11 protein-coding genes and 2 tRNA genes are annotated in these 11865 nt (G+C 36.4%); 2 read left to right on the top strand and 11 right to left on the bottom strand.

Translation table 11 applies throughout. The annotated features are described in order from the left end of the window. Positions 1-104 precede the first annotated feature (104 nt). The 6 genes from ES765_RS04180 to ES765_RS04155 all read right to left on the bottom strand — a co-directional run bounded on the left by ES765_RS04180 (position 105) and on the right by ES765_RS04155 (position 6825). A complete protein-coding gene (locus tag ES765_RS04180; protein ID WP_138111383.1) occupies positions 105-1076 on the bottom strand; it encodes an imelysin family protein in 972 nt (323 codons plus the stop codon). Positions 1077-1173: 97 nt separating this feature from the next. Then, a complete protein-coding gene (locus ES765_RS04175) occupies positions 1174-2469 on the bottom strand; it encodes a DUF4856 domain-containing protein (RefSeq protein ID WP_138111381.1) in 1296 nt (431 codons plus the stop codon). A gap of 148 nt (positions 2470-2617) precedes the next feature. Continuing rightward, positions 2618-3721, bottom strand: coding sequence for an imelysin family protein (locus tag ES765_RS04170; RefSeq protein ID WP_138111379.1), 1104 nt, complete (start codon positions 3719-3721; stop codon positions 2618-2620). Positions 3722-3728: 7 nt separating this feature from the next. Further along, entirely contained in the window at positions 3729-5129 is a 1401-nt protein-coding gene (locus ES765_RS04165; protein WP_138111377.1) for a di-heme oxidoredictase family protein, read from the bottom strand. 110 nt (positions 5130-5239) lie between these two features. Beyond that, a complete protein-coding gene (locus ES765_RS04160) occupies positions 5240-6409 on the bottom strand; it encodes an imelysin family protein (RefSeq protein WP_138111375.1) in 1170 nt (389 codons plus the stop codon). Positions 6410-6621: 212 nt separating this feature from the next. Then, a complete protein-coding gene (locus ES765_RS04155; RefSeq protein WP_317131393.1) occupies positions 6622-6825 on the bottom strand; it encodes a hypothetical protein in 204 nt (67 codons plus the stop codon). Between the two features lie 171 nt (positions 6826-6996). Here ES765_RS04155 and ES765_RS04150 point away from each other — a divergent pair, with 171 nt between their 5' ends. Both ES765_RS04150 and ES765_RS04145 read left to right on the top strand, forming a co-directional pair. Next, positions 6997-7485 (top strand): Fur family transcriptional regulator, encoded by a 489-nt coding sequence (locus ES765_RS04150; RefSeq protein WP_138111371.1) that lies wholly within the window; start codon positions 6997-6999, stop codon positions 7483-7485. A gap of 622 nt (positions 7486-8107) precedes the next feature. Then, entirely contained in the window at positions 8108-8329 is a 222-nt protein-coding gene (locus tag ES765_RS04145; protein WP_138111369.1) for a transposase, read from the top strand. Positions 8330-8380: 51 nt separating this feature from the next. Here the strand turns inward: ES765_RS04145 and ES765_RS04140 are convergent, their stop codons facing one another. The 5 genes from ES765_RS04140 to ES765_RS04125 all read right to left on the bottom strand — a co-directional run bounded on the left by ES765_RS04140 (position 8381) and on the right by ES765_RS04125 (position 11837). Further along, positions 8381-8944 (bottom strand): DUF6642 family protein, encoded by a 564-nt coding sequence (locus ES765_RS04140; RefSeq protein WP_138111405.1) that lies wholly within the window; start codon positions 8942-8944, stop codon positions 8381-8383. A 1216-nt stretch (positions 8945-10160) separates the two neighbouring features. After that, positions 10161-11030: a site-specific integrase gene (locus ES765_RS04135; RefSeq protein ID WP_317131392.1), complete on the bottom strand. Its 870-nt coding sequence runs from the start codon at positions 11028-11030 to the stop codon at positions 10161-10163. A 116-nt stretch (positions 11031-11146) separates the two neighbouring features. Beyond that, positions 11147-11416 carry an Arm DNA-binding domain-containing protein gene (locus ES765_RS22665; protein WP_317131391.1) on the bottom strand — a complete coding sequence of 90 codons (270 nt, stop codon included), beginning with the start codon at positions 11414-11416 and terminating at the stop codon, positions 11147-11149. Between the two features lie 218 nt (positions 11417-11634). Beyond that, a tRNA-Pro gene (locus ES765_RS04130) sits at positions 11635-11709 on the bottom strand. 39 nt (positions 11710-11748) lie between these two features. Beyond that, positions 11749-11837, bottom strand: a tRNA-Ser gene (locus ES765_RS04125). Positions 11838-11865: the final 28 nt, after the last annotated feature.

Here is an 11865-nt window from a genome sequence, read left to right as displayed (position 1 = left end):
CTTTGGTAATTTCTTGGTGAATATTATCTCAGGCCTTATTGCATATAGCTTCTTGCCCAAGAAACCTAGCATCAAATATCAAACCGTTAAAACAAATCAACTAGTTATGTTTTAATCGAACTCAGGTTAATAAGTGCTTTCAAGTCTTCACCATCTTTGATCGTATTTAAATTATCTAAATAAGAGGCCAAACTTTCACCAATAGTACTGGAAGCGAAATGCCTGCCATTGAAAAAATCTTGCATAGCCTGAAGACCTTCAAGGAATAAAATTTTTGAAACATCTCCTTTATGAAAAGCCTCTACATTTTCTGGAAGCGGACTTCCTGAAAAAACACCTAAGGGAATTCCCATTTTTCCTGCTCTTAAGAATTTTTCAAAATAGAAAATATAGTCGTTTACAAAACGGTCAACAGACGCAGTTGCAGAAGATCCATCATTAGAAACAAAAGTGTCTCGATAACTACCCTTCCAATCGGCTACCACTTCTACAGTTAATGAACTCATATCAGCCAATACTGCTTCGGTATATGCTAATAATGCATCTTTTTCTTCGGAAGTATATTTAGAAATGATAGCATCATCATTTTCACCTAAACCATTTATCAAATAATCTAAAGCTGGAAAACCCTTCGATGACCTATTCGAAGAAAGTGACAAGTCATACATGCCAGATGCAACATGATTATCGATATTATCTGTATTGGTGGGATACGTATTCATGCTAAACCGAAAATCAACACTTTCAGCTGGACCAATTTCAAACATAGAAACGTGTTGCCAGCCTATATATGCTGATAACCAAGCCTCTCGGAAAGCAACTAAATTTGTTGTAGTTGCATCGACTTTAAAGGTTTCAAAAGAAGTCGTTAATGCAGACATCTGAACAGAAAAAGCTTCATAAGAAGGAATAATAATATTATCTGCCCAATTGGTGAGCATTGGTCCTCTTTCAAAATTGACCGCTGTTGGCTCTTCTGGAGTTCCGTCTGTTGGTGGTACAACTACCTCCTCATTATCAGAAGAACAGGCCCAAACAAGGCTTATAAAAAGTGCCATTCCTAAAATCCGCTTCATAGCTTATTTTTATTTATTCTAATTAAAGACAAAAATAAAAAAGTAGTCACTTCTAACCTAAGAAGTGACTCCCTTTTTTATTAACATTCTAACTTTTTTATTCAGATGCTTGTGCCAAGGTAAAATCAAACCTATCTGTAATTGCCTCCGCAATGGTGTCTAGTGTTTCAGGAGTTACATCCCATAGTCCGTTGTCACCGTCATCCAATAAATCAACCAAGAAAGCATCTACTTCAGCTTTAGTAAAATATGACTCTGTTGAATTTGGTTTTCTTGTGAATTGAAGGCTATAGATAAATCCGTATCCTTCTGATAAATCATGAAAAGCACTTCCATAGGCAGGTGTTTCTCGTGCCAAAGGTACTTTTGCTTGTTGTAAATAATAAACTGCGCGGATGCCTATAATCTCAGAAATTTTCTGTCTAAGAATTTCAGCTTGCTCATCTCTAACATCATATTGCTTGGCAACTATGGCAGCTCTACCTAATTTAAAGGCTTGGAAAATTTCATCTGCAATACCAGCAAAATCATCATCACCTTCTACTCTACCGATATACTTATTTAAAAAACTGTCTGCTCCTAAATCTGAATTAGGATTTGCAGCATCTGCATTTAGACCGTAAGCATATCCGTAGGCTTCATCCCATTTATGCTCCATAGTCGTGTATGCTTTTCCTTCAGCAACGACATTTTCATCATTGTTCGCTCTATTATCAGCCTCATCTAATACGGCAGGACTCAAATAGTTGTTCAGAATTTGGTCAGCAGTCAAACCACCAATCAAACCTTTATTGAATAGTTGGTTGTACTCTAAACCTTTAGCACTAATATATCTTGTTGATGAACCATCAGCAATTTGACCAGCAGTACCAGCAACTGCAGCAACTCCCCAATTAGGGAATACCTCTTCAACTTGAGCGGTAATCCACCCGTCAAAATCGGCACGAATCAAGGCTTGGTCAGTAGCATTTGTTGAAAATAAATCTACAGATGCAGCTGTTTTACTTCGAACACTTTTATTAGAAGCATTTAAATCAACATCTCCAAAATCCATCACACCTTCTTCATGTGCATACATGGCTTTAATTTTAGCTGCAGTAGTTGTCTCGTCTTTAAAGGTGCTTAAAATTTTAGCTCCCATTTGAAGTCTAGTAGTCTGACCACCAAAACTAACAGTACTTTCACCATCACGCTCAAAAGTAAAACCAGCAGGGTTTTCTATTGCAATAATACAAGGAGTACAACTACCACCGCAATCTACTCCGGTTTCATCTCCATTTTGAATACCATCAGTACATGTTGGCTCTACAACAGGTGGGTCGGTATCATCAGATGTACATGAGATAAAAAATAATCCAGCAGTAAGTGCTAGTGTAAAAAGTACTTTTTTCATTTTATATTAATTTAGACTTAGTATGAATACTGTTTTTCGAGCCACAAAAATAACATCAAAATTGAATCTGACAAATTTTATTTATATTAAATCTAAATAAACTTAAGGATTTTAACCATTAGGTAACCTTGTGAATCTTTCTGATGAACTAGTCTCCATCATTATCATTAAACGTGACCACAATATTCGCTGCACTTGAAAAATCTGTTTTAAAGATGGCTATGATTTCTTGAATACTTACCCTGAGGCTTTCTATCAAATCAACATTTGAAATCAGCGCACTTTCCAACGAGCCATCAATTGCCTCCAAATCATCAAATGCCCGTCTGAATGCTTCTCGAATGGCTTTATCTAAGTCTTGTCTATTTAAGACTTCAATCGCATACTCCGACAATCCAAAGTTGTTATTGTTTTCAAAGTCGCCCAAATAAGTATTGTAAATTGCGCTCAAGTTTGCCGCAATGGCTTCTTTACTTTGTGCACTTCGGAATGCTTCCAACTGCTCAACGGCTAGAGACTCTGTATTCAAAGCTTCCTCTATTTTTCTTCTCTTTATAGATTCTAAAGCAGCAATCAAGGCATTGACAACTCGATTTTGACTCCCATTAACTCCCGTTTCTAGATTCTCTTTAAAGGTAGTTTCAGTATCAGTCCAAAAAACACGAAGTACATCGGATTGCTCTTTTAAGTTTTCGACTAAAGACACTACATATTGCAATCGTCTTTCTTTATTCTCGGAAGTTGTAAACTCCAAAAGTACAGCAGCATCAGTATCATGAAATAACAAATACTCGATAGCGCCATACCCTTTTACATTTGCTCCAGTGCTTGAAATGTATTTATTATCAATACTTTGAGCGCCGCTAATATTTGCTTCAATGATTCTCGTATTTACTGGCCATTGGTGAATTCGCGTATGAATAAATGAACTTTGAATTGCTCCCAGATTATAAATTTCTGCTGATTTCCAATGAAGAAAAGCGTTCTTCCAAGTTTGTTGTACAAGAGCAAGCGAAGCCGCTGATGGAGCGGAAGCAAAATTTTCACTTTCGTCAACAAATATTTCCAATAAATCAATATGTTTTTGCTGAAGTATTGTTATTTGGCTATCGTAGAGCTCAGCTACTTGCATTCGTCTTCCCTCCTCCACGCTAATAATATCTTCATCAGTTTCTCCTCCCATATCATCATTCCCACATGAAAAGGTTATTAGCATCAAAAAACTAAAAAGCAAATATTTTTTTTTATTCATTCCAGAATTATAGTGTGTTTAAAAATTGAATTAGTTTGCTCCGTTCATCTTGGGGCAATGCCTTAAACTTCGTTTGCGCATTTAGCGCTTCTCCACCATGCCATAAAATTGCTTCTTCTATATTTCGAGCGCGACCATCATGTAATAAATTTGTATGACTATTTACAGTTTCAATTAGACCAATCCCCCATAAAGGTGGTGTACGCCATTCATTTCCTGCTGCATCAAAATCTGGTAAATTATCAGCTAAACCTTCTCCCATATCATGCAATAAAAGGTCTGTGTAGGGCCGAATAGTTTGATTGGCAAGGCTTGTAATATCATATGAACCTGTTTCTATTTTAGGAATGTGACAGGCGATACAATTAATGCTATTGAAAATTTCTTTTCCTTCCAAAACATTCTCATCATCAACATCTCTTCTTGCAGGTACCGCTAGGGTGGCTGCATAGAAAGTGACTTTATTCAGATTAGTATCAGGAATTTCAGGTGAACCACCATTCGGTAAAGAATCACAATCTAAAGTGGACACACAATTTTCTTCTGGAAAAAGAGAAGATGTTATACCCAAATCTCCAGCAAAAGCAGCAGCAACTTGTTGTTTTATATTGGGTTGATTTGCTTTCCAACCAAACCGACCTACTTTCACCGTGTTTGTGGCTCTATCAAAAACCTTATTGGTTCTGCCAGAAATACCATCTCCGTCCGCATCATTGGGATCAGCAAAACTATTCAATGTTGTTTCCGGAATGGCGTCAAGCAACCCAAGGCCAATCATTTGGTTGGCAACACGAGGAGAAATTCGTGTCATTGCGTTTATCTCACCATAATTCAATCCAGAAAATCCATATTCTGGTTTACGAAGTGTTACCTGAGTTCCGTCGTCATAAGTAACCACCAGCGGTTCATAACTTACAATTAGTGTACCTTCTTTCTCAATACTTAAAATTGAATTGTCTTGAAATTGTTTACCATATATGGGGTCACCAATATTCTCACCATTTTCGTCTTTTTCTAATAGACCGAATCGTAGTAATAGTCCGTGCGAAAACTCTCCATCAAACTCAGGAGGTCTACCACGGCCATCTTTGAAATGACAACCCGAACAGTTTCGAGCATTAAAAAGCGGACCTAGCCCATCACGCGCAGTTGTAGAGGCGGGAGCGGTTACCCAACTTTGATTAAAAAGAGAATTACCAACACCAAAAGTCACACGTTCATGAAAAGTCAAATCGGGAGAAGCAAAACCAAAAGCCTCCGCAGAAAAATTGTTAGAGGTATTATCTCCACCAGATAACTCCTCACCGTCTTCCGCCATCAAAGGAATTATAATCTCATCTTTACTACATGAAGAAAACAGTAAGAACCCAACAAAAAAAGTAACTAAAAAATATCTTGATATCCTCATTTTATAAAATGGTAAAACTGGATTCGTAATAATTCAGTTTTTTTGATCTAAAGCCAAACCTAAAAGAATATGAATTCTCTTCAAACTTTGCCATAAACAAATTGTACTTTCTAGTTAATACCTAAAGCTGGTCTAGCTTCTAATAGTTTATCTCCAAAAGCTACTAGTGCTTGAACCGCAGTCTGCACCTTTGCTCCTTCTATGCTTGACTCTCCATCAACAATGGCAAAATCGAAAGGATCTAAGGTTACATCTAATTCTGTTTGAGCAGTGGTGAGCAAAGTGTTCAATTCTGTTGCCAAATCAGCATCTGCTTCTTCAATTAAATCTTCTAATGAACTACCGCTAACACTCCCATAAGTCCCTTTGTAAACGTTGACTATACCATCTAAGTTCAATCGCACATCACGGTGTGTGTTATCACTAAAGCAAGAGTGTTCATCTTCTTGGTTTTGATTTTGCAAAGCAACAGCCATACGTTCAATTGCTAATTCGCTACGCGATAATTCGGCGATACTACTGATCATATTGTCTAGAGCAGCGTTATCGTCAAGCGCTAAAAACGTTGCTTTGTAAGCACCAGACCATTCATCAATTATAATTTGCAAATGATCGGTTAGCAAATCTGCAACAATAGCAAGATATTCTCTTCTGCGGTCTTGATTCATTGCTGTACCACCATCAACAAAATCAGTATATGAGCGTTGGCCAGGCATATTTTCTGCTGGTGCCGTAAGATCTTGCCCCCAAAGTAAGAACTCGATAGCATGATATCCAATAGCGACATTTTCTTCGCCCCCATTTCCATTTTCACCGGTCAACACTACTTTACTAAGTGTTGGGAAAGCTGTTGGGTCATTTATAATTCCTGAAGCAGCAGCACCATCAACATAGTCGATATAGGCTTCATCTAAAGGCCACGAATTTAAAAACCCTTCAATATCTTCTGTATCGCCTGAATCAATAGGTCCGTTAGCAAAACGAAAAGCTTCACTCGGTCCATAACTTTCTCTAGAAGTCAACCAAACCTCTTTAGTAGCGTTGAAATTTACTTCAGTCGGGTCACCAACAAAAGTTTGAATAGCTGTTTCAAGGGCTTCAGCATCTGCCATGGCTGCTTGATAGTTTGCCAATACCAAATCAGCATAATTGGCTTTAACAGTAGCTTTATCGATACTGTTGTCTATAGGGTCAATAATTGGTTCAACTTTTTCATCGTCAGAACAGCTCGTAAAAAACAGTACTGAACACGCGGTAAGGGTAAGAGCAATTTTTTTCATTTTATGTTATATTTATTTAGACTTATTCTCAATAGAGGCGCAAATCTAAAACACAAAATAGAATTACACAAGTCTATTTATATTAAATCTAAATAAACTTAAAGATTTAGTATTTTATATATCAAGCATTATTTTTTGAGAATTCTACTAACTAAAAACGGCTTCCTTATACAGGAAGCCGTTTTTTAATAAATAGAACTTTAAATTATTTCTTAAGCGCTAGCATTTTTCGGAGCCCAATGATTGCAAGACATACTTGGCGCAGCCTTCTTCGGATTAGCACAGTCACTTGCTTCAAAACGAACGCAACTGATACAGTTTTGTTCTGCTTTTAAAGCTGCTTTCATTTCAAAAGTATCGCAAGTGTAACTATTTCCTACTTGAACACTATGAACTTTACACGTGTTTACTTCCATTAAATTTTCACAGTTTAAACAACTATTTCCAAATCGTATCGACACAGCCTTTTTAACTTAGTATTCTACTTAAAAGTAAAACGGAACAGACTTGGGATGAATTTAAATAGGCTACAGTTAAAATAACTCGTAACTAAAACCAAATATGTAATTTTGTAAAAAGAACTTTTTATGGCTTGCGAAAGTAGTTTTAGTATTATCAGGGGAGTATTTACAGCTTTTCTTGAAGAAAACGGACACCGGAAAACTCCCGAGCGATATACTATTTTAAAAGAGATTTATGACTGTGAAGAACATCTGGATATAGATTCTCTATACGTTCAAATGAAAAATAAGAACTATAGAGTAAGTCGTGCCACCCTTTATAACACAATGGAACTCCTATTGGAATGCCATTTGGTACGTAAACATCAATTTGGTACTAAAGTCGCACAGTTTGAAAAATCGTTTTTTGATGGCAAACACGACCATATTATTCTAACCGATACGGGTGAGGTTTTAGAATTTAACGACCCAAGAATTCAAAAAATTAAGGAGACAATCGAAGAGACCTTTAATGTCAAGATAGACGAACACTCCTTATACTTTTATGGTACACGAAACCAAAAATCGACTGTTGAAGAGAAAGGTATGCATGTAGAGAGTGATACAACGGTTTAAAGCTCAAGATAAAGTTTACACTTGCTCTTTTCAGTGAGCAAATTTTACAAGTTTAATAATATTTTTAAAAGCTCTGATTTCACTTAGAAAAATTTTCCGATTCGGTCATAGCCTTCCGCATCTGTTCATTAACCCGCTCCTAAATAATGCGTTAAGGTGCTAACTTACTATTATACTGAGCCCTTTAGCAATAATTGTATTGTTAACTAGTTTCTTTTCACCTAAATTAGACGAAGCATTGAGTGTATTCAGTTATTTAGTATAACAATCTTGATTTTTTTTTAAAATTGTCATGCTATAATCTCGAGTAACCATCTCACCACTTTTACTCCTCACTCGTTCTTTTTTCTTCTGAAAATTCACCAGTTCAAATTTAGTTTGAGCAACCAACTTTTTCATTTTATCAATGCCATACAATTGAAAAAATATCACTTACAAAAGGTAGATTTTCCATGAACTTGCCATCGACAAATGCAATGGCACAAAAGCCCTTAGGTTTTAATACTCGATATAATTCATTGAGAAAGATGTGTGGTTTTTCCCAAAAATAGATATGTAGGCTTCCCCTTAAGTAGGACAGTTAATATTTCGAATTTACTAACTTTAAATTCAAACTGTCATCATGAAAAGCAGCAAGTTTAGCGAGAGCCAAATTATTAAAGCTCTAAAGGAAAATGAACAAGGAAGGTCGGTAGGAGATGTATCGAGAGAATTAGGTATTGACAAAAGCACATTTTATTACTGGCGGAAGAAGTACGGAGGTATGGAACTTTTAAAATATTACGAGCTTGATACCTTAGCGATGGCCATGATTTATGAACATTTCAGGTATGATTTGATTTGATTTGAAAAAATTAGCTTTTCCTTTTATCCAGTTTTGATGTAATTCAGCGTTCTAATAATACAATCTAAAGTCAAGCAATTTACAGAGATTATAATGCTTTTGAAACATCAACTCTACAACCTCCTTAAAATCATTATTTTCTTGGTACATATCAAAAAAAACTCTATCAATGGTGCTTGTGCTAGAAATTTCACTAAGGTTTGAACCGTAACCTGAAATAGCTCGTGCGCCGGTAACATCTAAAAAATACTGTGATTCCTCATCAGTTAAATCCAAGATTTTTTTATTAGCAAAATGTATCACTTTTCCATTCATTTTATCTTCAAAAAGTTCTGCTATTTCCTCAATGCTATAATAATAGTCATTCACCAAAATATTATTAGGCTCTCCGGGCATAACGAGGTAAATAATTTCGTAATCTTTAAAATTATCATCACAGTATAGCAAATTGCTCAAGCTCTCCTCAAATCCTTCAATGGTATCACAAGCTTTATAAATACTGGTAATACTTTGTTTTAGGGCAATGTCCTCTAAGATTTTCATAACTTCAGTAGTTTCGGTTCTATCCACATCTGGAATGGCTTCAAGGCAAAAAATAAATTTTTCAATCTCCATTAAGTCTGCTTTCAATATATTTAGTTTTGACAAAATTCCTATTTTGTTCAATGCTTCACAAAGAAATTATTAAAACATTAAGAATAAAATGTTGACTTTGTTTCTTAGAATTTATTCTTCAAAAAATAGGTAGATTGCTTTTGGAAGCAAGAAACCATACACCAAAATATAAATTCAAAATATTTAATCTACCGCTACTGACCAGAATAATTTAATACATCAGTAATGGATTTCGAAGTATGGAATGTGGTATGGTGTCAAAGAAAAAAGGCGAAATCTTATACTTATGGCGTACGCGACCATATTCGGGCTTAACTCAAACAAAATAAACTAGAGATTTCTCTTCACCTTTTGTACAAATGGATAGACAAGAAATCCCAATCCTGAAGTGCCTACCAGTTTCCCAACACCTCTATTCCATTCTTTTTTCGACTAGTACACTTCTAAGCCCTTGGTCCATTTCTTTTTAATTATTTAGAAAAAAGGGTATATGCAGTCGAAAATCATTCATATTCTATGATAAAGGTTTCAAAACAGTTATATTGTATGTTACAAAAGTTACTTTGACATATACTTTTCATAAGAGCTCACAAATCGTCAACACGATTAGTGATTTCTAGCAAGTACTCGACTCTGATTGACCTAAGCCGGAAGGTTCAAACCCCGGCCAGTTACTAAATCGGATACCGTCCGAGACCAAAACTATGCTAATCTTATGATTATTTTGGTTTTTCTTTTTTAAGTTCATCATACGAATTTGTTTTGGTATGGGTCAAAAACAAAAAGTAAAATTTCGCACCTATGTTGTACATCTATAAAAAAAATTGGGCAGCGAGGGTGCGGAAGTTCTTCTAAAGGGGTGTGTGAAATATTAAACCATAGGAAGTGGTACAAAATGATTAAATGGAATTCCTATCAAGCGGACGCTATTCACGATTTTGGCTCAGGAATGCAGCGTCCCGTTCCAGCGCAGCGGACCGGGTTAGCAGAATGGAAAGTCAAAATTGGGGATTGTGTCCAAGACCTATGTAGGGAAGCTCTTTTCCCGAAATGTCGCTTTTCCCGAAATGAAGGGGAATGGGCTGAATGGGTTTTATTTCCTAATGTCCTAATAGAAAATCCAGTTTATGCTACTGGATAAACCTTCAATGATATTGAGTGATGAAAATTGTGATGTGAACTGGATTGGAACCCAAAAGGTATTTTCTAAACAGAATTATTGATAAGGCACCCTTGTTTCGGCCTGGTTCTTCTTGTTTAATTTACTGCACAACGAACGCATATCCGATAAAACCTTTTGTTTAATGACCCTTGCATAGATCTGAGTTGTGGAAAGCTTTGCATGACCGAGCATTTTCGAAACGGTTTCAATAGGAACGCCATTAGAAAGTGTAACTGTTGTAGCAAACGTATGTCTAGCAGAATGAAATGTAATATTCTTATGAATGCCACAAGAATGGATAATCACTTTTAAATAACTGTTTACCTTTTGGTTACTGAAAACAGGCAGTAATTTACCGTTACCTTCTATGAGCATAATCTCTTTATACTTTTCAATAATAGCTTTTGCTTTAGGTAGTAGCGGAATTTTTACCATTTCATCCGTTTTTGCTCTTTTAGTATGTAACCAATAGTTTCCGTTTATCCCAAGCACCAACTGTTGAGCAAGTAGTTCTTTAACATCAATATAGGATAGCCCTGTATAGCATGAGAACAGAAAAACGTTCTTTACTTTCTCGTAACCTTCACCTTTGAAAATTGTTTCTTCGATTAGTTTTAATTCGCGTTCGCTCAAATAGCTTCTATCATGCTTTTTATAGCTGAGTTTAAAATGTTTGAACGGGTCTTTTTCTAACCATTCCAATTTCAGGGCAAGATTGGTCATTTTCATCAAACGTTCCAAATGCTTCATCGCTCCGTTATTGGAACAAGTCTTTCTAGCTTTCTCTGGACGGTATCTTAAAAGGTATTGTTCGAAATCAACTATAAATCGATAGTTCAATTGTTTTAAATAGATGTCGGGGGTCTTGAATTTGTCGTTTAAAAACTTGTGTAGATATCGCTCTGTAGAATAGTAGTTTTTCATGGTACCGTATTTCAATACGGAATCCATGTTTGTGTTGTGATAAGTAACCAGCTCCTTCAAGCTCTTATACTGTTCGTCTTGCCCTCAATAACGGGCTTTTATGGCCTGTGCAGTAATCATCTTTCCTTCGGAAAGTAATTCTTATGCGCCTCCATAATTTGCACGTATACCTCGTCTAAATAACTATTGAGTAGTCGTGCTCTTTGGGTAGTGCCCGTGATTCTTCCCTTAGAGGCATCCCAAACATTCACCGAGGTGTAACGTTTTAAACTGATTTCTGCCCGTCTTCTATCAACCGTGATACGAGCATAAATAGTAAGTCTTTCGGGGTTGTAAGTAATGTCCCGAGTGAAAATAAGTACTGCTAAAGTGCTGTTGTTGCGCATGATATACGTCTTTTAAGTTCTACAAACCTTGTTTGCAAAGACGACCTTAAATAGCCCTAAATGCTACTTAAATTTACAACAACTTGTGTATTAATCCATTCACCGAACCATACACCAGTTATATGATATCAAACGATATCAACTGATACCATATAAAATGAAAAGAGCTGCTAATCAATAGATTAACAGCTCTCTAGTACCACTTGAAAAGTGGTTCGTCGGGGTGGCAGGATTCGAACCTGCGACCTCCGCGTCCCAAACGCGGCGCGATAACCGGGCTACGCTACACCCCGAATTGGTTATCTTATTTTTCTGTCTCCCACAGAAATTTGCGGAGAGACAGGGATTCGAACCCTGGGTACCCTTGTTAGGGTACGACGATTTAGCAAACCGTTCCTTTCGGCCACTCAGGCACCTCTCCAGTAATTCTTCAAAGAACTTTTGCTTCA

Origin of the sequence: Maribacter sp. ACAM166 (genome assembly GCF_005771495.1) — a bacterium.
Taxonomy (GTDB): domain Bacteria; phylum Bacteroidota; class Bacteroidia; order Flavobacteriales; family Flavobacteriaceae; genus Maribacter.
This window is presented reverse-complemented; position numbering and strand designations above follow the sequence as displayed.

Coding starts and splice junctions, on each gene's coding strand:
- ES765_RS04135 (WP_317131392.1), bottom strand. CDS start 11,030: ATGAAAAACTACTATTCTACAGAGCGATATCTACACAAGTTTTTAAAC.
- ES765_RS04145 (WP_138111369.1), top strand. CDS start 8,108: ATGAAAAGCAGCAAGTTTAGCGAGAGCCAAATTATTAAAGCTCTAAAG.
- ES765_RS04165 (WP_138111377.1), bottom strand. CDS start 5,129: ATGAGGATATCAAGATATTTTTTAGTTACTTTTTTTGTTGGGTTCTTA.
- ES765_RS04155 (WP_317131393.1), bottom strand. CDS start 6,825: ATGGAAGTAAACACGTGTAAAGTTCATAGTGTTCAAGTAGGAAATAGT.
- ES765_RS04160 (WP_138111375.1), bottom strand. CDS start 6,409: ATGAAAAAAATTGCTCTTACCCTTACCGCGTGTTCAGTACTGTTTTTT.
- ES765_RS22665 (WP_317131391.1), bottom strand. CDS start 11,416: ATGCGCAACAACAGCACTTTAGCAGTACTTATTTTCACTCGGGACATT.
- ES765_RS04140 (WP_138111405.1), bottom strand. CDS start 8,944: ATGGAGATTGAAAAATTTATTTTTTGCCTTGAAGCCATTCCAGATGTG.
- ES765_RS04150 (WP_138111371.1), top strand. CDS start 6,997: ATGGCTTGCGAAAGTAGTTTTAGTATTATCAGGGGAGTATTTACAGCT.
- ES765_RS04180 (WP_138111383.1), bottom strand. CDS start 1,076: ATGAAGCGGATTTTAGGAATGGCACTTTTTATAAGCCTTGTTTGGGCC.
- ES765_RS04175 (WP_138111381.1), bottom strand. CDS start 2,469: ATGAAAAAAGTACTTTTTACACTAGCACTTACTGCTGGATTATTTTTT.
- ES765_RS04170 (WP_138111379.1), bottom strand. CDS start 3,721: ATGAATAAAAAAAAATATTTGCTTTTTAGTTTTTTGATGCTAATAACC.